The 23,350-nt window shown below is 63.1% G+C and carries 20 protein-coding genes and 1 tRNA gene; 15 read left to right on the forward strand and 6 right to left on the reverse strand.

Annotation, left to right across the window (positions count from 1 at the left end):
* Positions 1-362 precede the first annotated feature (362 nt).
* The 10 genes from ACFVTG_RS05725 to ACFVTG_RS05770 all read left to right on the forward strand — a co-directional run bounded on the left by ACFVTG_RS05725 (position 363) and on the right by ACFVTG_RS05770 (position 15,431).
* On the forward strand, positions 363-2,456 hold the full coding sequence (locus ACFVTG_RS05725; RefSeq protein ID WP_284756251.1) for an acyltransferase family protein: 2,094 nt from the start codon (positions 363-365) through the stop codon (positions 2,454-2,456).
* A gap of 209 nt (positions 2,457-2,665) precedes the next feature.
* On the forward strand, positions 2,666-4,177 hold the full coding sequence (guaB, locus tag ACFVTG_RS05730) for an IMP dehydrogenase (protein WP_390278814.1): 1,512 nt from the start codon (positions 2,666-2,668) through the stop codon (positions 4,175-4,177).
* Between the two features lie 146 nt (positions 4,178-4,323).
* Positions 4,324-5,460, forward strand: coding sequence for a GuaB3 family IMP dehydrogenase-related protein (locus tag ACFVTG_RS05735; RefSeq protein WP_284756250.1), 1,137 nt, complete (start codon positions 4,324-4,326; stop codon positions 5,458-5,460).
* Between the two features lie 103 nt (positions 5,461-5,563).
* The gene (locus ACFVTG_RS05740) at positions 5,564-7,324 is read left to right on the forward strand and encodes a glycerol-3-phosphate dehydrogenase/oxidase (protein WP_284756248.1); all 1,761 of its coding nucleotides are present in this window, start codon (positions 5,564-5,566) and stop codon (positions 7,322-7,324) included.
* A gap of 39 nt (positions 7,325-7,363) precedes the next feature.
* Positions 7,364-7,852, forward strand: coding sequence for a PTS sugar transporter subunit IIA (locus tag ACFVTG_RS05745; protein WP_236812181.1), 489 nt, complete (start codon positions 7,364-7,366; stop codon positions 7,850-7,852).
* A 213-nt stretch (positions 7,853-8,065) separates the two neighbouring features.
* Positions 8,066-8,911 (forward strand): SURF1 family protein, encoded by an 846-nt coding sequence (locus tag ACFVTG_RS05750; RefSeq protein ID WP_390278817.1) that lies wholly within the window; start codon positions 8,066-8,068, stop codon positions 8,909-8,911.
* Entirely contained in the window at positions 8,908-9,426 is a 519-nt protein-coding gene (locus tag ACFVTG_RS05755; protein ID WP_390278819.1) for a DUF3817 domain-containing protein, read from the forward strand. Before ACFVTG_RS05750 ends, ACFVTG_RS05755 begins: the two co-directional genes overlap by 4 nt.
* Before the next feature lie 120 nt (positions 9,427-9,546).
* A complete protein-coding gene (gene guaA, locus ACFVTG_RS05760) occupies positions 9,547-11,151 on the forward strand; it encodes a glutamine-hydrolyzing GMP synthase (RefSeq protein WP_284751700.1) in 1,605 nt (534 codons plus the stop codon).
* 179 nt (positions 11,152-11,330) lie between these two features.
* Positions 11,331-15,146 (forward strand): AAA family ATPase, encoded by a 3,816-nt coding sequence (locus tag ACFVTG_RS05765; RefSeq protein ID WP_390278822.1) that lies wholly within the window; start codon positions 11,331-11,333, stop codon positions 15,144-15,146.
* Between the two features lie 39 nt (positions 15,147-15,185).
* Complete coding sequence (locus tag ACFVTG_RS05770) at positions 15,186-15,431, forward strand: hypothetical protein (RefSeq protein WP_390278824.1); 246 nt, start codon at positions 15,186-15,188, stop codon at positions 15,429-15,431.
* A gap of 41 nt (positions 15,432-15,472) precedes the next feature.
* Here ACFVTG_RS05770 and ACFVTG_RS05775 read toward each other — a convergent pair whose 3' ends face one another.
* The 3 genes from ACFVTG_RS05775 to ACFVTG_RS05785 all read right to left on the reverse strand — a co-directional run bounded on the left by ACFVTG_RS05775 (position 15,473) and on the right by ACFVTG_RS05785 (position 17,430).
* Positions 15,473-16,303, reverse strand: a complete 831-nt coding sequence (locus tag ACFVTG_RS05775) for a Flp pilus assembly protein CpaB (RefSeq protein WP_390278827.1) — start codon at positions 16,301-16,303, stop codon at positions 15,473-15,475.
* A gap of 102 nt (positions 16,304-16,405) precedes the next feature.
* Positions 16,406-16,669 carry an FmdB family zinc ribbon protein gene (locus ACFVTG_RS05780; protein WP_059387425.1) on the reverse strand — a complete coding sequence of 88 codons (264 nt, stop codon included), beginning with the start codon at positions 16,667-16,669 and terminating at the stop codon, positions 16,406-16,408.
* Positions 16,670-16,824: 155 nt separating this feature from the next.
* Entirely contained in the window at positions 16,825-17,430 is a 606-nt protein-coding gene (locus ACFVTG_RS05785) for a 5-formyltetrahydrofolate cyclo-ligase (RefSeq protein WP_390278830.1), read from the reverse strand.
* A gap of 116 nt (positions 17,431-17,546) precedes the next feature.
* Between ACFVTG_RS05785 and galU the strand changes: the two genes are divergently transcribed.
* From galU to ACFVTG_RS05810, 5 genes are all read left to right on the forward strand, one after another.
* A complete protein-coding gene (gene galU / locus ACFVTG_RS05790; protein WP_284751698.1) occupies positions 17,547-18,452 on the forward strand; it encodes a UTP--glucose-1-phosphate uridylyltransferase GalU in 906 nt (301 codons plus the stop codon).
* 6 nt (positions 18,453-18,458) lie between these two features.
* The gene (locus ACFVTG_RS05795; protein WP_390278832.1) at positions 18,459-19,079 is read left to right on the forward strand and encodes a GNAT family N-acetyltransferase; all 621 of its coding nucleotides are present in this window, start codon (positions 18,459-18,461) and stop codon (positions 19,077-19,079) included.
* 308 nt (positions 19,080-19,387) lie between these two features.
* Complete coding sequence (locus ACFVTG_RS05800; protein ID WP_390278834.1) at positions 19,388-20,113, forward strand: hypothetical protein; 726 nt, start codon at positions 19,388-19,390, stop codon at positions 20,111-20,113.
* 6 nt (positions 20,114-20,119) lie between these two features.
* Entirely contained in the window at positions 20,120-20,749 is a 630-nt protein-coding gene (locus ACFVTG_RS05805) for an SDR family oxidoreductase (protein WP_390278836.1), read from the forward strand.
* Positions 20,750-20,955: 206 nt separating this feature from the next.
* Positions 20,956-21,028, forward strand: a tRNA-Ala gene (locus tag ACFVTG_RS05810).
* 88 nt (positions 21,029-21,116) lie between these two features.
* On the opposite strand, the gene ACFVTG_RS05815 is transcribed toward ACFVTG_RS05810, so the two are convergent.
* The 3 genes from ACFVTG_RS05815 to ACFVTG_RS05825 form a co-directional block, all read right to left on the reverse strand.
* Positions 21,117-21,614: a hypothetical protein gene (locus ACFVTG_RS05815; RefSeq protein ID WP_390278838.1), complete on the reverse strand. Its 498-nt coding sequence runs from the start codon at positions 21,612-21,614 to the stop codon at positions 21,117-21,119.
* Positions 21,598-21,891, reverse strand: a complete 294-nt coding sequence (locus tag ACFVTG_RS05820; protein ID WP_390278840.1) for a transposase — start codon at positions 21,889-21,891, stop codon at positions 21,598-21,600. The genes ACFVTG_RS05815 and ACFVTG_RS05820 overlap by 17 nt, the downstream gene beginning before the upstream one ends.
* A gap of 572 nt (positions 21,892-22,463) precedes the next feature.
* Positions 22,464-22,655 carry a hypothetical protein gene (locus tag ACFVTG_RS05825; RefSeq protein WP_390278842.1) on the reverse strand — a complete coding sequence of 64 codons (192 nt, stop codon included), beginning with the start codon at positions 22,653-22,655 and terminating at the stop codon, positions 22,464-22,466.
* Positions 22,656-23,350: the final 695 nt, after the last annotated feature.

The following is a 23,350-nucleotide window of genomic DNA, read 5'->3' on the forward strand; positions in this document are numbered from 1 at the left end:
CTTGCTTCGCTTCGGCCAGGGAACCCGGGCGGCGTGGGCCCAGACCGCCTCCCTAGCCTTGCTTCGCTTCGGCCAGGGAACCCGGGCGGCGTGGGCCCAGACCGCCTCCCTAGCCTCGCTTCGCTTCGGCCAGGGAACCCGGGCGGCGTGGGCCCAGCTGCGTGAAAGAAGGCCCGGTCCCCCTCAGGGGGCCGGGCCTCTTGCATGTACGCCCCTGACCACTTTCGCTCCCGAATACGAGCCCACAGTTGGCACTCGGCATTCGTCCTGTGAACGTCCAGCCGGGCATGACCTAATTGAGTGATGGATGCTTCTCGGATGGATTTCCGATTCGCATTGAACATTACGAATCAGTAAGATTTATGGTTCGATCTAGGTCATTGAGGGGCATTGTGGTGTCAACTGCGCAAGCGACGGCTACAACCAAGGAGCAGCGTCGTTCCAGTGACACAGGGCGAAAGTCGAAGTTTCGGCCCGAAATTCAAGGCCTTCGCTCCCTTGCAGTGCTCATGGTGGTTACGTACCACGTGTGGTTCGGCAGGGTTTCCGGCGGTGTAGATGTCTTCCTTCTGGTCTCCGCCTTCTTGATGACATTGCAGTTCACAAACCGTTATGCGCACCACCGGCCCATGGATCTGCTGAGGCACTGGCTTCACCTGTTCCGGCGGCTGCTTCCGGCCACTGTCGTGGTTCTCCTGGGTACCTTGGCTGCCATCTTCTTGGTACTCCCCAAGACCCGTTGGGCAGCTTTGGTTGACCAGGTCTGGGCGTCCCTTTTCTACGTCCAGAACTGGCTGCTCCAACGGGAGGCCGTCAACTACTACGCCGCCGACCGCAGCCAGGCGAGTCCGCTGCAGCATTTCTGGTCCCTTTCGATTCAAGGCCAGGTCTTCATCCTTTGGCCGGTCATTTTCGCGCTCGTCGCCTTGGTCTGCAGAAAGTATGGCCTTCGTTACAGGGTTGCCCTGACCTATGTGTTCGGGCTGATCTTCCTGGTGTCGCTCACCTACTCGATCATTGCCACGGCGTCGAACCAAACGACTGCCTACTTTGATACCTTCGCCAGGCTGTGGGAGTTCGCCCTCGGAACGCTGGCCGCCCTTGTATTGCCGGTGCTGAAGATTTCGAAGACCGTGCGCGTGGTGATGGGGTGGGCCGGCGTTGTCGCCATGCTGAGCTGCGGGATTGTGCTTCAGGTCCAGACGGCGTTCCCGGGCTTCGTGGCCCTCTGGCCCACCTTGGCAGCGGCCTGCGTTATTGCCGCAGGCCAGACCGGTAGCCGTTTCGGAGTGGACCGGATCCTGAGCTCCAGGCCTCTTGTCCGTCTGGGCGACAACTCCTACGCGCTGTACCTGTGGCATTGGCCGTTGCTGGTCATCTCCCTCATCTGGACTGGAAAAGACCACGCCGGCTGGCTCTCCGGGACAGTCATCATTGCAACCGCCCTGGTTTTGGCCTTCCTGACTACCAAATTCGTCGAGAAGCCGTTCAGGGAATGGAAGTGGCCGGAAGTAAACCGCCGACGTGCCGCCGTCGCGATCGTCGCCTGCCTCACGATCGCGATAGTGCCGTTGCTCGGTTTCAATGTGCAGCAGGCAGTGACCGCCAAAATCGCCATGGACCAAGCACAAAAGGACAACCCTGGAGCTGCTGCGTTGGTGCCGGGCTACGTCAACGAAGTGGGTGCGAACGCGGTTCTGCTTCCCACCGCGGAAAAGCTGGCCCAGGACTGGATGCACTTGCCCAGCCAATGCACAGGAGACCTGAAGCCCGCCTCGAAGATCCTTCAAGGGGCGTGCGGCCAGAACAATCAGTCCGCTGATGCTGCCCGCACCATCCTGGTTCTGGGTGACTCGCATGCGGAGCAGTGGATGGCTGCGGTGGCCCCCATGGCGGATCAGGAGCAATGGCGCCTGTATCACTTGTTGCTCGGCGCTTGTCCTTTCACCGTGGATACATCCGGCCTGGACGCGCAATGCAAGACCTTCGATGACGCAGTTGTCCAGCAAATCGATGAGCATCCGCCGAGTGCTGTGTTCCTCGTGGGGACGGCGGCATCGCCCTCGTCGCCCGATGAACAGCTGACGGTTGGCTTTGAAGACACGGTGAAGATGCTCACAGGGAAGGGCATCAACGTCATCGCCGTGCGTGACAACCCGAGATTCGACTTCAATATGGCTGATTGCGTCGCGGTCAAAGGACAACACAGCCCCGATTGCAACCCCGGCGAGGCCCAGCTGCTTGCGGCCCAAAACCCGCTCGCGTCCCTTCAAGGCAAGTATCCAGGCTTGTCCATATTGGACATGACCGATCTGATTTGCAACGGCGGCGAATGCCCTGGGGTTGTGGGGAACACCTTCGTCTATTTGGACAACAACCACCTCTCGAAGACTTATGTTGAGAGCATGGCGCCCATGTTCAAGGAAAGGTGGCTGGCCGCCACCGGGTGGAGCTGACTGGGCCGGCTAGGCGGTCGGCCAGCTCGACGACGGAAGGCCCCGGGTGCCGTTGCTCACATTGCCCTCGCGGAATATGGGGATCGGCGGCGAGGTTCTACTATTTATTCAGAACCTTTGTGCACAGGCCAGTCCCGTAATGACGGGCTGGTCATCAGCTGCAACCCCTACCAGAGCAACCCCCAAGAACCAAGGTAAGAGGCGCACTCATGACCCAGCCCGAACACGATCCCTTTGGCTTTGTTGGCCTGACCTATGACGACGTCCTGCTGCTGCCGGGCCACACCAACGTCATTCCGTCCGAAGCTGACACCTCCTCCCGGATCTCCAAGCGAATTTCGGTCCAGACGCCGCTGCTGTCTGCCGCCATGGACACCGTCACCGAGTCCCGCATGGCCATCGCCATGGCCCGCCAGGGCGGTCTTGGCGTCATTCACCGCAACTTGTCCATCGAAGACCAGGCCGACCACGTCGACCGCGTCAAGCGCTCCGAGTCCGGGATGATCACCAACCCGCTGACCATCCACCCTGAAGCCACCATTCAGGAACTGGACGAACTGTGTTCGCGCTACCGGGTTTCGGGCCTTCCTGTCATCGACCCCGATGGCCGGTTGCTGGGCATTGTCACCAACCGCGACACCCGCTTCGTGCCGGAGTCCGACTTCCCGCTGCGGCTGGTCAGCGACGTCATGACCAAGATGCCGCTCATCACGGGGCACGTCGGCATCAGCCGCGAAGAGGCCTCGCACAAGCTGGCCACCAACAAGATCGAGAAGCTGCCCCTCGTTGACGAGCAGGGACGCCTCAAGGGCCTGATCACCACCAAGGACTTCACCAAGGCCGAGCAGTACCCGCTCGCGACGAAGGACGAGGAAGGCCGTCTTCGCGTCGGCGCCGCCATCGGGTTCTTCGGCGATGGCTGGGAACGGGCCATGACGCTGATCGACGCAGGTGTCGACGCACTGTTCGTGGACACCGCAAACGGCCACTCGCAGGGCGTCCTGGACATGATCACGCGCCTGAAGTCCGATCCTGTTGCTGCGCACGTTGACATCATCGGTGGCCAGGCCGCCACCCGTGAAGGTGCCCAAGCACTGATCGACGCCGGTGCCGATGGCATCAAGGTGGGCGTGGGCCCGGGCTCCATTTGCACCACACGCGTCGTTGCCGGCGTGGGCGTCCCCCAGATCACGGCCATCTACGAGTCCTCGAAGGCGGCTATCCCTGCCGGTGTTCCGCTGATCGCCGACGGCGGCCTGCAGTACTCGGGCGATATCGGCAAGGCCCTCGTCGCCGGCGCCGACACCGTCATGCTCGGCTCATTGCTGGCTGGCTGCGACGAGTCGCCGGGTGAGCTGATCTTCGTGAACGGCAAGCAGTTCAAGAGCTACCGGGGGATGGGTTCCCTCGGTGCCATGCAGTCCCGTGGCAAGAACACGTCCTACTCGAAGGACCGGTACTTCCAGGCGGATGTTTCCGGCGATGACAAGCTCATCCCGGAGGGCATCGAAGGCCGCGTCGCGTATCGCGGGCCGCTCTCCTCGGTGGCTTACCAGCTGGTCGGCGGCCTGCGCCAGACCATGTTCTACACGGGTGCTCCGACCATCGCCGAGCTCAAAGCACGCGGCAAGTTTGTGCGCATCACAGCGGCCGGGCTGAAGGAGTCCCATCCGCACGACATCCAGATGACCGTCGAAGCTCCGAACTACGGTTCCCGCTAGGCGTAATTCCTGTCATAGGCAGTTTCAGGCGAGCCCGCCACCTTCATCATGAAGGTGGCGGGCTCGCCTATTTCCGCGGCAAGCCCGCGGTCACGCTGTACGTCACCCTGCCGGTACATCGCGCCGCACTGGGATAACCTAGAGCAGTGACTTATGAGATTGAGATTGGCCGTGGCAAGCGTGGGCGTCGAGCCTACTCCCTGGATGACATCGCGATCGTCCCCAACCGCCGGACGCGCGACCCCAAGGACGTTTCCGTCTCATGGCAGATTGATGCCTACAAGTTCGAGATGCCAGTGATCGCCGCACCCATGGACTCTGCCATGTCGCCCGAAACGGCCATCGCCCTTGGCCGGCTGGGCGGTCTGGGCGTGCTGGACCTTGAGGGCTTGTGGACGCGGTACGAGGACCCCCAGTCCGTGCTGGACGAGATCTCTGCCCTTGCGGATGAAACGGCCAGCCCAGCGGTCACACGGCGCATGCAGGAGCTCTACAAGGCCCCCATCCAGCCCGAACTGATCACCACCAGGCTCGCGGAAATCCGTGCCTCCGGCGTGACGGTGGCCGGTTCGCTGACGCCGCAGCGCACCCAGGAGCACTACAAGACCGTGGTAGCTGCCGGCGTCGACATTTTTGTCATCCGGGGCACCACGGTTTCGGCCGAACACGTCTCCAAGAACCACGAGCCGCTGAACCTCAAGCAGTTCATCTACGAACTCGACGTTCCGGTGATCGTCGGCGGAGCCGCCGGCTACACCCCGGCCTTGCACCTCATGCGTACCGGCGCGGCCGGTGTCCTGGTGGGCTTCGGCGGCGGCGCAACCACCACCACGCGCCGTGCACTCGGCATCCATTCGCCCATGGCTTCCGCCATTTCCGACGTCGCTGCTGCCCGGCGCGATTACATGGATGAGTCCGGTGGGCGCTACGTGCACGTGATCGCCGACGGCGGAATGGGTACTTCGGGTGACATCGTCAAAGCCATCGCCATGGGCGCCGACGCCGTCATGCTCGGCAGCGCTTTGGCCCGCGCGGAAGAAGCCCCGGGCAAGGGCTGGCACTGGGGCCAGGAAGCCCACCACCTTGAGCTGCCCCGCGGCGACAGGGTCAACGTCGGCACTGTCGGTCCCCTCGAAGAAGTACTTTTCGGCCCTGGCCACCACACCAACGGCACGTCCAACCTGATCGGCGCGCTTCGCCGCTCCATGGCGACCACCGGCTATTCGGACCTGAAGGAGTTCCAGCGGGTCGACGTCGTCGTCTCGCCTTACTCGGGCCAGTAGCTCCCGCCCGGACCGCTTTAGCGGTCGCCCGTAAACCCTGCCCAAGCCGCTGGACAAGAAGTAGTGTGGGGAACTACGGGCTTTGTGCGATGGGAGGCGTCCAATGAGCAGTGTTGCAGATGGTTCGCAAAGGGATGATGCATCAAGCGGTGCATTGAGTCCGGAGGCGCGTGCCAGATCCATCGAAGTCCTCAAGGGAACCACCGAGCCTGGCAAGGAACTCGACATCCTTATTGTCGGGGGAGGCGTGGTCGGGGCAGGCGCGGCTTTGGACGCGGTGACCCGCGGCTTGTCCGTGGGCATCGTCGAGGCCCGGGACTGGGCTTCGGGTACCTCGTCAAGGTCCTCGAAGCTGATTCACGGCGGGTTGCGTTACTTGGAAATGCTGGACTTCGCGCTGGTCCAGGAAGCTCTCCAGGAACGCGGACTGCTGATCCAACAGATCGCACCACACCTTGTCCGTCCGGTCCCGTTCCTGTACCCGCTCACCCGACGTTTTTGGGAGCGGCCCTACGTTGGTGCCGGCATCTTCCTCTACGACACGCTTGGCCTGACCTCCGGCCACAGCCGCGGTGTCCCCATGCACAAGCACCTCTTCCGGCGCGGAACACTGAGGGCCGCACCCAGCCTCAAGAGCGATGCCTTTGTCGGCTCCATCCGCTACTACGATGCACAGGTTGACGACGCCAGGCTGGTGGTCAACGTCGTCCGCACAGCGGCACATTACGGAGCGCATGCCGTGAACAGGATGCGCGTGGTGTCGTTCGTGCGCGAGGGCGAACGCGTAGTGGGCGCGAAGGTGGAAAACCAGGAAGACGGCAGCATCATCGAAGTCCGCGCCAAGCAAGTGGTCAATGCCACGGGAGTCTGGACAGACGAGACCCAGGCCATGGTGACGGATCGCGGCCAGCTCAAGGTCCGTGCATCCAAAGGCATACACCTTGTGGTGCCGCGCGACCGCTTCCAGTCCACGGTCGGGTTGATCCTGAGGACCGAAAAATCCGTGCTGTTCGTCATCCCCTGGGGGCGGCACTGGATCATCGGCACAACGGACACCGACTGGAAGCTGGACAAAGCGCATCCTGCCGCGTCCACGAAGGACATCGACTATGTTCTTGAACACGTCAACCGTGTCTTGAAACGACCTTTGACCCGCGAGGATGTCGAGGGCGTGTACGCGGGCCTCCGTCCGCTGCTGGCGGGGGAGAGCGACTCCACGGCCAAGCTTTCACGCGAACACGTGGTGGCGCACCCCGTTCCAGGCTTGGTGGTGGTCGCGGGTGGAAAGTTCACCACGTACCGGGTCATGGCGAAGGACGCGGTGGACGAAGCAACCAGGGCCATGGACGAGCGCGTGCCCTCGAGCTGCACCGATACCATCCCGCTCCTGGGCGCCGAGGGATTCAAAGCTGCATGGAACCGGCGGGCAAGAACCGCCGATGAGGCCGGGGTCCACGTGGCCAGGGTGGAGCACTTGCTGAACCGCTACGGATCCATGACCCCGGAAGTCCTGGCCATCATCAAGGACAACCCGGCCATGGCCGAGCCACTGCCTGGCGCCGACGACTATTTGGCGGCAGAGGTCGTCTATGCGGCGACCCACGAGGGTGCACGGCATGTCCATGATGTCCTGACCCGACGCACCCGCATCTCGATCGAGTCATGGGACAGAGGTGTTTCCGCTGTCCCCGTTGTCGCTAAGCTGATGGGAGAAATTCTTGGCTGGAGCGACGCGCAGCGGGAAAGCGAAATCAAGCACTACCTGGCCCGGGTGGAAGCTGAACGGCTCAGCCAACAGCAGCCCGACGACGAATCGGCCGATGCTGCGCGCATGGGCGTCGATGACATCGTTCCCCTCCGCTGAGCGGCCTGGGTTGGCTGGGCACACTGGAGGGAAAACGACTTGGCGGAACCACTGGACCCGTATGATGCCGAACTGACGACGCCGGAGACCGTCATCCTCGAGATGGAAGCGGTCGACAAAACTGATGCCGCGGGGCAGCTCGCGGAAAGGCTCTACGCCGCCGGGCGCATTACGGACCTTGAGGGCTTCCTCGAAGTCGTCAACTCCCGCGAACACCAACTTGCCACCGGGCTACCGGGCGGCATTGGCCTCCCGCATGCCCGCAGCGAGTTTGTTTCCCGGGTTTCCATCGCTGTTGGTGTCACGAAGTTCGGACACTCATTGGACTTCGGCGCCAGCGACGGACCGGCCACGCTGGTCCTGCTCATCGCTACGCCCGCCAGTTCATTCTCGGACCACTTGGAAGTTCTCGCGACCTTGGCCCGCTCGCTGTCCAAGGAATCGTTCAGGGAATCCCTCCGGCGCGCCCACGACCCGGAAGTCATCGCCGAACTGATCAACTCCAGCCTGGTGTTCTTCGACCACTAAAGATTGGGGCAGGCCCTTTCGTGTCGCGTTCCGCGCCACGTAGGGACCCTGCTGCCCCACTCTAGGAAGGGGCAGGCCCTTTCGTGTCGCGTTCCGCGCCACGTAGGGACCCTGCTGCCCCACTCTAGGAAGGGGCAGGCCCTGCTGCCCCACTCTGGGGGGAAGGGACCCCTCGTTTAGCTGTTCTACAGCTTGACGAAGTACGGTTAAGGGGTGTTGAAAACCGCTCTGAAGCCCCGCTGGATCGCAGGACTTGTCTTCGCGCTCCTGCTCTCCGGGGTGTTTGTGCTGCTCAGCCAGTGGCAGTTCGGCAGATCCACCCAGAGCGACGTCCCAGTTGACGACCCCGCGGTGGAGCAGGTCAAGCCGCTTACCGCGGAATTGCAGCCTGGAACGTTCTTCCCGGGTTCCGCGTCGGACCAAATGGTCAGCGCCAAGGGAAGCTACGACCCCACCAAACAGGTCCTTGTGGAGGGCCGGCTGCTGGCGGGGCAAAAAGGGTACTGGGTAGTGAACGCGTTTGCGGTCGACGGCGCCCCCGTCCTGCACGGCGCCGGCGCATCTGCGAAGACCTGGATCCCTGTGGCCCGCGGCTGGGTCGCCGATCCCGCCCAAGCCGGGCCCCCGCCGTCGGGCACTATTGACTTGACCGGACGGCTTCTGCCGTCCGAGGCACCGGTGCCAAACGTCGACGCCGGAGCGGGCCGCGCGTCTGCGGTTTCGGTCGCGGAACTCATCAACACGTGGGAAGTCTCGAGCTATCCCGGCTTCGTCGCCGCGACGTCGGAAGTATCGGCGGGCAAGACCCTCGCACTTCCGGCGCAGCTGAAGCCCTTGAACATCCCGGCCCAACCCCCCAACCAACAGATCAACTGGCTCAACCTTTTCTACTCCGTGGAATGGGTGGTCTTTGCAGGATTCGCCCTCTACATCTGGTGGCGCATGGTGGCCGATGACTACCGGCGCACCCTCGAAGAAGAAGAAGAGGAAGAGCCCGACGACGAATTCCCGTCAGACGATTTGCCAGCAATTACCAAGCCAGAACAGGTAAAGCCATGATTGAGCCCAAACCGGCCATCCAGCCCGAACAGTCCGGAGAATCCGCCGCCAAGCCAACCGCGGCCAAGAAGCGCCGCTTCGGCGGAACCACGGCCCAGATCCGCTCGGCCCTGAAGTTCTACAAAGTCATGGCCTACCTCACCGGCACCATGCTGCTGCTCCTGTGCGCCGAACTCGTTGCACGCTATGTGTTCGGCGTGTATCTCTTCGCCGGCGGTACCAACGCAATCACCGGTCAGCCCTTCGGTTTCGGATTCGCAGACGCCGAGTCCAAGGCGGTCCTTGGCGGAGTCAACGTCTCCGTCGCCGTCCTGATCGTCCACGGCTGGATGTACGTGCTGTACCTGATCTCGGACTTCCGCTTGTGGTCGCTCATGCGTTGGCCGTTCATGAAGCTCATCCTGCTCGCCTTGGGTGGCGTTGTCCCTCTCATGTCCTTCATTGTGGAGAAGAAATTCCACGCGGACGTAGAGATGGAACTCGCTGCGAATCCGCAGGCATCCAAGCGCTACTGACGGGCCCGCCCCTGCGGACATTGTGAGATCGCTAACGTCGGGACGGTTTGTGGGCTGATTCCCGGCTTCACGACCGGCTTCAAGATGCACCGGGGCATCCCGGCAAAGTAGGCTGTTACGGTGACTACTCCCACCGCACCCTTCAGTTCTGAAGCTCAGACTTCCCAGAAGCCGGTGCTGGTTGTTGACTACGGTGCCCAGTACGCGCAGCTGATTGCCCGCCGCGTCCGTGAAGCGAATGTGTACTCGGAAATTGTTCCGCACACTTTCACCACCGAGCAGCTTCTGGCCAAGAACCCGGCAGCGATCATCCTCTCCGGCGGACCTTCAAGCGTTTATGCCGAGGGTGCCCCGAGGGTTGGCGCGGACCTCTTCGAAGCCGGCGTGCCGGTCTTCGGTATTTGCTACGGCTTCCAGGCCATGGCCAACGCTCTCGGCGGCAAGGTCGCGCAGACCGGTTTGCGGGAGTACGGCGCCACCGAGGCCACCACTGTCGGTGAAGCCCGCTCCATCCTTGCGGGCGTTCCGGACTCCCAGAACACCTGGATGAGCCACGGAGACTCCGTTCATGAGGCTCCTGAAGGCTTCGAAGTCCTGGCGACCACCGCGGGCGCACCGGTAGCTGCTTTCGCCAACGAAGAGAAGCATCTCTACGGTGTGCAGTGGCACCCGGAGGTAAAGCACTCCGTCCACGGCCAGCAGGTCCTGGAGAACTTCCTGTTCAACGGAGCCGGCCTGAAGCCGAACTGGACTACCGGCAACATCCTCGAAGAGCAAGTGGACCGGATCCGCCGGCAGATCGGCGACTCCAAGGTCATCTGCGGCCTCTCCGGCGGCGTCGACTCGGCCGTAGCCGCAGCCCTCGTGCAGCGCGCCGTGGGCGATCAGCTGACCTGTGTATTCGTGGACCATGGCTTGCTGCGCGAAGGCGAAGCCGAACAGGTCGAGCGTGACTTCGTTGCCGCAACCGGCGTCAAACTTTACGTCGCAAACGAGCAGGAGCGATTCCTGTCCGCACTGGCCGGGGTCAGCGATCCCGAGACCAAGCGCAAGATCATCGGCCGCGAATTCATTCGTGCATTTGAGGAAGCAGAACGGGCCATCATCGCCCAGGCTGCGTCCGAAGGCGAGAGCATCAAATTCCTCGTGCAGGGCACCCTGTACCCGGACGTCGTCGAATCCGGCGGCGGCGAAGGTGCCGCGAACATCAAGAGCCACCACAACGTGGGCGGCCTGCCCGAGGACTTGCAGTTCGAACTCGTTGAACCGCTCCGCGCCCTGTTCAAGGACGAAGTTCGTGCCGTGGGCGCGCAGCTCGGCTTGCCGCAGGAAATCGTCGGACGCCAGCCATTCCCCGGACCCGGCCTGGGTATCCGCATTGTCGGCGACGTGAACAAGGAACGGCTCGACCTGCTTCGCAAGGCGGACGCCATCGCGCGGGCCGAACTCACTGCGGCCGGACTCGACAACGACGTCTGGCAGATGCCCGTGGTACTGCTGGCCGACGTCCGCAGCGTTGGCGTGCAGGGCGACGGCCGCACCTACGGACACCCCATCGTGCTGCGTCCCGTTTCCTCCGAGGACGCCATGACTGCCGACTGGTCGAGGCTCCCTTACGACCTCCTCGCCAGGATCTCCAACAGGATCACCAACGAGGTTGACGGGGTCAACCGCGTGGTACTTGATGTCACCAGCAAACCGCCGGGAACCATCGAGTGGGAATAGCATTCTGAGTGACCGGTCTCTGCTCCAGAGGCCGGTCACTTTGTATTTCCCCTGAAATCAGGGGTAATTTGCCTTTCGACCAGTGTTGCGGTGCGGACTGCCGGTTGATTCCCGCTACCCTCGAAAGTATGCCGATTTGGTCCAAGTCGTCTCGAGCTAGAACAGAAAAGAAGGCAGCGGTGTCAGTAGGTCAAAGCCACGAAGAGAGCTCCGTAGAGCTCCGGAAATGGCTGTCCGGGCTCAAGCCCGTGACTGGCGCGGACACCATGCTGCGCTTCGTCAAGACTCCGGAAGGGTCGATAGACCTTAGCAACGGCCATCCCTCAGGCCTGGCACAGCTCCTCGCCGGCCGTCGAACCCGGCTTTCCACCCTGATCCGGGACCGCCAGCAGTATCTCGTTGCCGCGCGTGCCGCCAGGAACCTTCGCTCGAAGATTTTCGAATTGGGAAACGACCGGGGGATCGACGCCGGTTATTTGTCCTGCGGCACGGTCGTGTGGACGTCTGCGGTCGGAGGAAAACCCCAACGCGTCTCCGCTCCGGTCATGTTGGCCGCCATCTCGCTTACCGCCCGGCCGGGCGAAGATGACTACGAGCTGCAACTCACCGAGCAAGCGGGCATCAACCCGGCGTTGGTCCGGCATTTGAAGTCCGTCCATGGAATTGTCTTTGACGTCAACGCAGTTAGCCGTATGGCATACAACACTGCGCGCCTCGACCCCCTGCCTGTCCTCGACCGTCTTGCCACACTTGTGCAACCGATCCCCGGTGCCGAGGTAACCCCGAATCTCCTCATCACGACGTTGGCGGATCTGTCCGGGAACCTGGAAGACCCTTGGATCAACGAGAACAGCAGCGTCGTCGCCTCGCTGTTTGAAGCCGCCAACGGCGGGGACGTGGAACCCGAGCCCATCAAGTCCGGGCGGTTCCCGAACCTCGACGAGCGCGACCCCGCCGAAGAATCGCTGCTCCTGGATGCGGATTCGGATCAGCAGTACGTCGTGGATGCCGTCCGGGCGGGCGATTCGCTGGTGGTCAGCAGCCCGCCAGGCAGCGGTCAGACCCAGACGGCCATCAACGCCATCGGCGCCCTCGTCAACGAGGGCAAATCGGTACTTGTCGTGGGCGACAGGCGAGCGAGCCTCAACGGCCTTGCGGCTCATTTTGAAGCCCTGGGCCTTGAATCGATGCTGTTCAGGCCGGGCAACGGTGCCACGCCCCAGCAGCTCAAGAGTCAGCTGGTCAGCGCGATCATCCGCAACGAAAAGTCGCTGGAACCGCAACTTGCGAATCTCCACAAGACCCTGACCGAGCACCGCCATGCCCTCATGGACCATGTCGCGTCTTTGCACAACGTACGCCAGCGCTGGGGATGCTCGCCCTATCAGGCAATGCAGTCGCTCGCAGAGCTGACCTCCATCCAGCCTGCCCCCGCCACGACGGTGCGCTTGAAGCGCAGCGTGCTGGACAATATCAAAGACCGGGGTGAGCTCGCTGAAAGACTGCGGCGCGCTGCCGAGCTTGGCAGCTTCAGCCGGGAGTCGACGTCGAGCCCCTGGTACGGAGCACGCCTGGTCACTCGCAAGGAGACCGAGGAAGCCCAGCAGCTGGCCAGTAGTGCCGCGGAACAACTTCCCCGGTTGCGGGAAACGATGAACCAGGTCGCGGAGCACTCCGAAATCCGGCTTGGGGCGAACTTCGCCGAATGGGGCGCCCAGCTTGAGCTCCTGATGGCGGTACGGGAGAGCCTGGACAAGTTCACCCCGGATATTTTCGACCGGCCAGTCCACGACCTGATTTCGGCTACCGCCACCTCCGCTTGGCGACGTGAGCGGGGGGTCGAGATGCCCTCGATGCAACGCTCCCGCTTGCGTCGCGTGGCAAAGGAGTATGTCCGGCCCGGTGTCCACATTGCGGACCTTCACAGCTCCTTGGCGCTCGTTCAGGAACAGCGGGCACTGTGGGCAGAGTACGCGACCACCCAACGCCATCCTGCGGTGCCATCCGGACTCGCGGACTTGGGCGCCAGTTACCGCGAACTGGACCGGGATCTCAGCCGTCTGGGCGATTGCCTCAAGCACACGGCCGGCGGCGGTGACCTCCACGCGACCCGCTACGAAGATCTCGTGGAGCGTCTTGAGCGCCTCGTCGCCGACACCGGGACATTGGAAACGCTCCCGGAGCGCACGCTTCTGGTTGAGAACATGCGCGAGCATGGACTCGGCGAGCTTCTCGCGGACTTGGCGGAACGCGAAGTCCCTGCCGAATCCGTTGCCGCGGAACTGGACCTTGCCTGGTGGCAGTCCGCCCTGGAAGCGATGATCAGCGGCGACGACTACCTCGCGATGTCCGACGGTGATTCCCTTCGCCGCCTCGAAGCCGAGTACCGCCTGGCGGACCACGCGCACATCGCCAGCGGAGCCGCCCGGCTGCGGTGGAGACTCGCCGAAATGTGGCGGGCCGGAATCGCTGAACATCCCCGTCAATCGGAACTCCTGCGGAACCTGATCAAGGACGGCCGCGTTACCCTCTCGGCGCTCAGCGCCCAGGCGCCTGCCCTTGTGGCCCGGCTGGTTCCCGTGTGGTCCATCAGTCCGTACCTGCTGACCAGCCTCCTGCCTGCAGAGCAGAAATTCGATGCCGTGGTGATTCTTGATGCCGAGAGCACCTCCTTGCAGGCCGTGCTGCCGGCCATCGCCCGAGCCCACCAAGTGGTTGCCTTTGGTGACGCTAAGATCGCCAATGCCCGCACCTTCAGCGTTGCCGTGGAGCCTCCCATGGCGGGTGTCGCGAGCCAAGACACAGTTGACAGTGCATTTAGTGCTTTGGCCCGGGTCTTGCCCACGTGGCAGTTGAACTGGGTGTATCGCGCAGTTGATGAAGACCTCGTGCTGCAGCTGAGCAAGAACTACTACGACGGCGGCCTGCGTCGACTGCCGGACGGCCAATCTGTCACCGGGCTGGACCGCTCGGTAGTGGTTGAGTACATCCCGGATGGTACCGGCCTGCCAGGAGCCGATCACGAAGGTGTTGAATCGGTCGCGGCCGAAGTGAACCGCGTGGTCGATCTGGTGTTTGAACACGCCAGTCTCCGGCCAAGGACCTCGCTCGCCGTAGTTACCGCAAGCCTGCGGCATGCCGCAAGGATCGGCGAAGCCATACGGCTCCAGCTTCCCAACTATCCGCTGTTGTCGGGTTTCTTCAACGCCGGCGCTGAGTCCTTCCGCGTGGTGGACTTGGAGCGCGCACAAGGACTGGTCCGAGACCACATCATCTTCTCCCTGGGCTTCGGACGCACTCCGCATGGCCGGGCGTTGCACAGTTTCGGGCCGCTGTCCGTCGAAGGCGGACGAAACAAATTTGCCTTGGCAATGACCCGCTCCCGGAGATCGTTGCACGTCCTGAGCTGCTTCCGTCCGGAGGACCTCGACCTGGACAGGTTGGCTCACGGCGCGGTTGATTTCCATGAACTCCTCGACCGTGAACTGTCGGGGAACTCGGATCTGGGAACGCCGGCCACAAGAGCCGCGGCCAGCGAGCAAGCGCTCGGTGAGGATCCGCTGGTGGCGGATCTGGGCGAGCGACTCCGTGCCCGGGGGGCCCGGGTGTGGCATCACTATGACGGAGCCTTGGACATCGCCGCGGCGGCCGATCCCGTGCACACCATAGGCCGTGACGCCACCGAATTGCCCACTCCGGTGGCGATTGAATCGGATGGCACGGAACGATACCGCCGCATGAGCGTCAGGGAGCGCAGTAGGCTCCGGCCCCAGCTCCTGGAGCGCCTCGGCTGGCGCTACATGTCCCTGTGGACCATCGAAGTATTCACGGATCCCTCGTCCTGCGCTGACCGCATCGGGTCCTATCTTGGACTCGAGAAGCCCGTAGCGCCCTCGTATGGTGCCGTCCAGGATGGATTCCTGGACGTCGATGTTGAACAATTGGAACTGGACAGTCCCGCGGAGACGGCCGCGGCCAAGCACGGCCGTACCTAAGACACCGGCTCGGGACCGGCCATCCCCTAAGGAAGCGCAATGGCGGAAAGCAAAAGCACCCAATCCAAGCCCCCTGCGGACACCAGTGCCGATGCGGAAGACGCCGACACCGAGTTGGACGAGCAGGAGAAAACAGCATTGAAGCCCGCACCGGAGCCGAAGCCGGCAGGAGAAGGCATTCTGCCCAAGAGGGCCTCGGAAGATGATCCACGCCGTTGGGGTGATGAACCCGGCTACGACCACGACGCCTGGCTCAAGGAGCAAAGGCCGCCCCACTGGGGCTGAATGTTCCATCATGGTCGCGACCATCCGGCGGTGGTCTCGAATCACCGGTTGTCAGAGGGATTGACGAGGACAAAGAACAGTTTCCCGCGCGTGGAAGCTCCGGCCAGGATTTCGGCCTGATGGGGATTGGCAGCGACAACCACCAGGCCGTCCGCGTCGTTCGTGCCCAACCATTGGCTGGCTTTGCCTCCCTGCGCGGACGTCCACAATACCGGGACCGCGGCTGCCAAGAGCTCGGATTTCTTGCCCGGGTCCTCAAGTCCGCCTTCCGCAGTGAGCACAACGTTGACCAACTGGCCGGGCGAGACCAGCTGAATTGATGCGGGATCGGCCATGCGTAGTGGAACGGCCGCTGTCGCAGGTGCGGTGCCCGTCAGCAGGCCCGGTCCCAGAAGCTGGGCGTCTGTGGGGATCTGCCCCTTCTGCAGGGGCGACGCAAGCTGTCTCCCGCCGTATCCAGTGCTGGAGGTGAGTGCCCCGGCTGGAACTCCATCAGGAAGGACTTCCAGGGGTTTAAGGTCGGAATCCGTCAAACTCAAACCGGCGGGAAGATCCCGCGCGGCGGCCAGGACCGTGGCCCGCTGTTCCGAAGCCGGCGTAAGTTGATGGACAGCGATCCCGACCGCCACGCACAGCAGGAGTGCCACCACGAGGCGGCGGTTGCGGCTCAGCCAGCTACCGAAGCTGCGGTGCCCGGCTTGTCCCGCGGGAGCACCCAGATGCCCGCCAGCCCTGTAAGGAACAGCCTGTAGGCGTCGGGTGCGCGCCGTGTTAATGCGTGCTGTCCCATTCGGCGCGAGGAATCTACTGCGCGGAATCGATGAAGGCCCGGCAGGAGTGGGGCCTTGGGCTGCGTTCGGGGTCGCTGGCATACTGCCACGCTAACCGGGCACGCAGGCCCGTGGCAGGGCTCTATTGAGCTATGTGGAAACGTTGAGCTATGTGGAAAAACCGGGAGTAGCTGGAAACCGCAATCAGCTCGCGGCAGCCGCCGGAACAGACGCTGGCGCCGGGGATGCAGCTGGTGCGGCGGGAGCGGCCGAAACGGTGCTTCCCTTGGAGTCCCGGGAATCGGTGCGGTAGAAGCCCGATCCCTTGAAGACGACGCCCACGCTGTTGAACTTCTTGCGCAACGATCCTTGGCATTCAGGGCAGTCGGACAGGGAACTGTCCGTGAAAGCCTGAACGATGTCAAAGGCATGTCCGCAGTCTTTGCAGGCATAGGCATATGTGGGCACTGGTGATCCTCCTCCGGGACGAACTACAGGTCCTGTGCTGCCAAGCCGGATTGTTCCGTCCATTAGCAGTCCCAGGGCCTGAGTGCCAATTCTATCATCCGGCATCCAGGCCGGTACCACAGATGTGGCGGAGTAGACAGGCCGGCAAAGCCTCGTCATGCTGCCGGAACCAGCCGGACTATCCGGTGGGGGGTAAGCGCCTCCGCCACGGGCTTATCGAACGGTTCGGCCGGGATCGTCCCGGCCGGCAGCACCTCACGGTCATATACGACGGCAACAGTCGGCGGACGCTGCCCGTCGGCGTCGAGCTTGTCGAGGAGGCGGTCGTAGTATCCGCCCCCTTGGCCGATGCGGTTTCCGCTTTCATCGACAGCGGTGGCCGGGAGGAAGATTCCACTCGCATCCTTGATGATGTCACTGTCGAATCGTTCGCCCACCGGCTCGTCAATCGGTGCGTACTTTGAGCGGACAAAAACCGCCTCCGGTGTCCAATAGACCCAGCTCAGACGCCGTTCCGGTTCACAGACGGGAAGAAGGACCTTGTGCCCGGCCGCATGCAGAGCCGCAAGCAAGGGCATTGTGGGCGGCTCGGCGGCTACTCCGACATAGGCCGCAAAAGTCGCCGGCTTCCCGTGGGCAACGGTATCCGCCCATGAGAGGCCACCGCGGGCAATCCCCGTTCCAGCGTCGGCGCGCTCTTGCCCGGTCAAGGCGAGCCGCCGGTTCCGGTTGTCCCGGCGGATGTCGTCTTTCAAAGTCACTTTTGCTCCAGTTCTCGTTGCTGAGCGGCTCAGGGGGGGGAAGGCCCGGCGGGATCCCTTCCCTCCGGCACCTTCCTTTTTGCCCATTGTCCAGTTCCTTCCGTTAGATTAGTCCGGTGACTTCCAATAACTGCGCCGTCCGCAAGGCCGTTATCCCCGTTGCCGGACTCGGCACCAGGTTTCTGCCTGCCACAAAGGCCATGCCCAAAGAGATGCTTCCGGTAGTCGACAAGCCGGCCATCCAATATGTTGTCGAAGAAGCCGTGAGCGTCGGGCTCAATGACGTCCTCATGATCACAGGCCGCAACAAACGCGCGCTGGAGGACCACTTCGACCGGGTACCGGCTTTGGAAGCGACCCTGGAGGCCAAGGGAGACACCACCAAGCTGGACTCGGTGCAGGCTACCAGCAACCTCGGCGACATTCACTACGTCCGTCAGGGCGACCCCAAGGGGCTGGGACACGCAGTGTTGCGTGCAAAGCAGCACGTCGGGTACGAACCTTTCGCCGTTCTTCTCGGTGACGACCTCATCGACGCCCGGGACACGCTCCTTAGCGACATGATCGAAGTCCAGCACAAAACCGGTGGTTCCGTTGTAGCCCTCATCGAAGTCGAGCCTTCCCAGATCAGCGCCTATGGCTGTGCGGACATCGAGGATATCGGCGAGGACGGCTACGTCCGCATCAAGCAACTTGTGGAAAAGCCTGCTGTCGATGAAGCTCCGTCCAACTTGGCCGTGATTGGCCGATACGTGCTTCACCCCTCGGTTTTCGACGTCCTCGAGAAAACCGAACCGGGCCGTGGGGGAGAGATCCAACTGACAGATGCGCTTCAGGTTCTCGCTGCGGGCGAAGGCGAAGGCAGCGGTGTTTACGGAGTCGTTTTCCGCGGCCGTCGGTACGACACCGGGGACAAGCTCAGCTATCTCAAGGCCTGCGTCCAGCTTGCCTGCGACAGCGAAGACCTCGGTCCCGGCCTGCGTGAGTGGCTGCCGGGCTTTGCCGCCGGCCTCAGCAAGTAGGTCCTTGTGTGGGGGTCGGCCATCTGGCCGGTGACGCTCGAATGCGGCGACCTCGTCTTGCGTCCCATCCAATACCGGGACAAGAAGGAATGGACCGAGGTCCGCTCACGCAATAGTGATTGGCTTGCGCCCTGGGAAGCCTCCAACCCGGCCCCGGGTGGCCGCCTACCGAACTATCGGCAGATGGTGGCGTCCCTTAACGCGCAGGCTCGGCAAGCGAGTGCCCTTCCGTTCGTGATCACGGAACGTATTCCCGGGTTCCATGAGCCTAGGATCGTAGGCCAGTTGACGGTCTCCTCGATTATGTGGGGATCGGCCATGACGGCCACGCTCGGCTACTGGGTCGACCAGGCCCGGGCCGGTCGCGGAATAGCGCCCACAGCGGTTGCCATGGCGACCGACCATTGCTTTGAAGCCCTTGGCTTGCACCGGATGGAAATCAACATCAGGCCCGAGAACGGGCCGAGCCTACGGGTTGTCGAGAAGCTGGGATTCCGCGACGAAGGCCGCCGTGAGCGTTTCCTTCACATCAATGGACAATGGGCTGACCATCGAAGCTTTGCGTTGACCTCGGAGGAGGTCCCTGGGGGCTTGCTGGCTGCTTGGCTTAGACGCGGAGTCAACTAGTCCGCTTGGGTGAATGAGGGTCATAAATCCATTGATTTGCCGACTCTCCGACGACACACCGTTGGCAATGCGGTGGCCCCTGCGTATTTGCTTCTACGGTTTTGATTGTGGACTTCCCTCTCAGCAGCTCGGTGATATTGGTCATTGCTGTCGCGCTGTGGATTGTTTGGGTTGCGCCATACATACTGCGGAATCGTCGCCAGCACGTCCAGGTGGCGGGTGACATACCAGCAGATGTGATCGACGAAGACGCTCATGAACTGCAAGCCGGGGTGGTTCTGTCAATCACCCCTCGGCAGGAGAAAGCAATGGAAACCATGCAGAGCACCCCTACCGCATTGCCCGAGGTCTCGGCCGACGCCGGCGAACGGCGTGATGCTGCATCGGATGCGGGGGCCTTCAAAATCAGATACGGGCGCTGCGCTCTTGCCCTCGCCGGTCTTCTCATGCTGCTCACGGCGGCCGTTTCCGGCGTGTTGCGCATCCTGGGCCTCGTTTCGGCCTGGGTGCCACTGGTATCCATCGTCGGCGTGGTCGGGACCGTCTTCCTGCTTCGCCGGCTGGCCATCAGGGATCGCAGGGCGAGGATGAACAGGGCCTTCCGCAATGCAATGGGTCCCACAGTTGAGAGTCCCCGCGTAAGTCTTCCAGCATCGGACCGCCCGGCCACCAAGATTTTCGACGCCGAAGCCCACGCACGTGAGTCGACGCGCCTGACCGCCGTCGAACTTCGTCAGGCTGCCCTCAACGTTGCCGTCGCCGCCGGCGACAACACGGTCCGGTTTACGGCGGAATCCAAGGAATCCGAATGGCAGCCCGTGGACGTGCCCAAACCAACATACGTCGACGCCGCCAAGGCGCCTCGACCGGCACCGGAACCCCTCGACTTGCCTGAGGCTCCCAAGCCCCTCGGCAAGCCCGCCTTGAAGCCGGCCAGCGCGCCGGCCGCGGTCGTGGCGGTCCAGGCGCAGCACGGCAAGCCTCAGAGCGCCCTCAGCAACCTCGACGACGTTCTGCAGCGCCGCCGGGCATAGCCTCCCTTGACTACCGTCTGCGTGGCAGGTGGCACGGGACAAGTGGGCCGTGAAGTCGTCCGTTTGGCGCTCGACGCCGGACTTGACGTGACGGTGCTGAGCCGCCGCCCGCCGTCGGGCACGTCACGAGCCCATCACGACGGCGCCCGCTACTTTCAGGCTGATGTCACCACAGGCGCTGGGCTCGCGGAAGCCCTCCGCGGGGCCGACGTCGTGATCGATTGCCTGGAAGGGCAGTTCGGGAAGGCCCGCAAGAATTACGCCGACGGCGGCGCACGCCTGCTTGCCGCAGCCTCCGGTGCCGGCGTTCGCAAGGCGGTTCTCCTCTCGATCATCAACTGCGACAGGAGCGCGGCGGCCTTTTATATCTCCAAAGCAGCCAAAGAGCGGGTCTACGCGACGTCGGAGCTTGAGACGGTTGTTGTGCGGGCCACCCAGTTCCACAGCCTGGTGGCGGCGGTTTTCCAAGCCGGGGCCAAAGTCCGCCTGATCCCTGTCTTCAAGGGCGCGCGCTTTCAAACTATTTCGCCGTCAGACGTGGCGTTTCGAGTTAGTTGCCGAAGGCATGGGGGAGCCTTCAACGGAGCGACACCGGACACGGACCATCGGCGGTCCGGACATCCGAACCATGCGTGAACTCGCTGAGATCTGGCGAAAAACTACTACGGGACATGCCGGTCGGATCGTGGAGGTGCCGTTGCCGGGTGCGATGGGCGAATATCTTCGGAAAGGCCTGAATTTGGTCCCAAGCCAGCGTACGGGGATAGACACGTTCGAGTCTTGGTTGGCAAAGCGCGAAGATAGTTTGTAGCCTAGGGACACTGGCAACGCACAGTTGACCAGGGGCTATAGCTCAGTTGGTAGAGCGCTTCGTTCGCATCGAAGAGGTCAGGAGTTCGAATCTCCTTAGCTCCACAGTGAAGGCCTTCCGACCTGCGGAAACGTTGGGTGGGAGGGCCTTTCTTGGGGTTATAGGCCAAAGCGTGTGTAAATCCCGGGTGTGTCATGAACGTCCTGGCCAGCCTGCGCGGCGCCACAGGCCTTCCTCGGCGCTGAGCCCGGTGCTGTAGAGCTCTGGGCCGGGGTGCTGCTGCGTGGGGGTAGTGGCTTTGGTCTTGGGCGGTCGGTGGTGGCGGGTTTCCATGGGTTTGGCCGGCGGCAGGGGCTGTTCGCTGTGCAGGTAGAGGTACCACTCGATGGCACGTTTCTGGTGTTCCTGGCTCATGCCCCGGTGTGCCCGCAGCAGGAGCCGGAGCTGGGCGTTCGTGCCGCCTTCGATCCTGTTGGTCGTCGAGGCGATGTCCAGTCCGGCGTATTCGCCTTCGAGGTAGGTAAGGAGCGTGCCCGCCTGGCCGAGGCGTTCCAGGAGCCGGTAGGCCTTGCGGAGCCTGTCGTGCGTGTACCACCAGGACTGGCTCGGCCGCACCCATCCCGGGACCATCGCAGTCGTGGTCCGGTAGGTGCGGGCTTGACGATGCCCCGTGCTATTGGTGCCAGTCATGGAGCGCTGCCAGCCAGGCCGCCGCTTCCGCCGGGGCGTGGATCCTGGTCAGGGCCCGTCCCAGCCGAAGCAATGCTTTGCCCGCCTCGGTCCTGGGCCGACCGGTCAGGTAGGTGCGGACGTTGCGCTGGACATGGACCAGGCAGCGTTGCACCGCTGTTTCGGACCAGCACTCCGACAGGGCCGCCGCGATCCCGGAACCATCGTCGGTGATCACGACCCGCGGGGCCGGAAAGCGCCCAAGCAACGCCGCCCAACGGCGATCAGGCAGCACCACGAACCGACGTAGATCCCATCGACCTGGATCTGGTCATGGACCTCCCCGGTCACCGGGATCCGCGGGGCAACGTTCCAGCACCAGGCCGGGCGGCGCCGGAATGGCCGGGCGGCGCCGAACGAGGTCAGCGATGACTGATTGGAGGTGCCTGTCAGCCAGCCAAGGAACGCCTCGAGTTCGGAGCGTCTGCTGACGTCCTGGCGTTCACCGGAGCGGCTGGCCCCGCAGCCTAGGCACCGGTAGCGCTGCTTAACCGCGGCCGTTTTTCCGTTCCGTACCAGCGCCCGACCGCAGACCAGACATTCCAGAGATATGCAAGCACCCCAGCCACCCTAAGCTTCCGAAGCTTAGCTATCCCGAAATTCGCCCGCCAACACTGGGAAGCAAGCCCCTCCCATACACACGTTTTGTCCTATAACCCGGGTTATGTGGCGACCTCTCGACGCGCAAATTACCCGGGGATGCGCTAGATCCCTGTCGACACCTGAATACGGGTGTCGACGTGGATTTGGCGTGTCGCCCAGCTTTTGCTGTAGCGCTCGGCCCTGGGCTTGGTCATGTCCGTCCCGGGATCACCTCCGCTGGGATGTCGGATTCTGCTCAATCATTCGAATGGACAAATCCCGGGCCCGCGGAATCACGGGACCGGTAACTTCGGCGAAGAGAATGATCCAGCAGAATCCGACGGGTGTCCATGGATCGTCGACCTGGATCTGGTCATGGACCTCCCCGGTCACCGGGATCCGCGGGGCACGTTCCCGCACCAGGCAATGCGGCGGCGGAATGACTGGGCGGTGCCGAACGAGGTGAGCGAAGACCCCAGGCTTTGATGAAAACATGCCGCAGGCGACAGTAATCGTTGAAGGTTTGACTGTTGCGGGCGGAGGGGAAGTTTCTCCAGTTGCTATGCGGAAGCGCAAACTGCGTAATCGAGCGAGGGCCGCTTTCCAAGCCGAACACTCTCGCGGAATGCGAAGCCCGCTGAGCTCTCCCTATGAGTTCCAGTGATAATGGCCATTCTTGTCCGGGCCCTTGCCTCCGCAGGTGTAGATATTGCCTGCGGCGGAAATTCCTTGCATTCCAACGTCGGCGTTTGGGCAGAAAGCACCAGGGATCACCCCTTGCACCAAGTTTGTGGCTGGAGCAGGAGCTGGAGCCGGCGGCGCTGCTGGGGCGGCGGGTACTGCGGCCGGCGGCGCTACTGGGGCTGGGGGTGCTGCCGGAACGATGGGTGCCGCAGGTGCTGCGGGTACGACTGCGGCTGTAGTTGGCTCGGTAGAGATGATCTGGGTCGGAGACGGCGCGGGTGTCGGAGTGGGCGTCACGCTGGGCGACACGGCTGGGCTCGTGGTGGGAATATCTGAAGCCGACGGGCTCGGACTTGCCGAAATTGAAGCTGGAGCAGTGGAGGGCTGGCTTGAGATTGAAGGCTGCACATGCGAAGCCGGCGCAATCGGGG

This window comes from Arthrobacter sp. NPDC058127 (assembly GCF_042884555.1).
GTDB lineage: Bacteria > Actinomycetota > Actinomycetes > Actinomycetales > Micrococcaceae > Arthrobacter.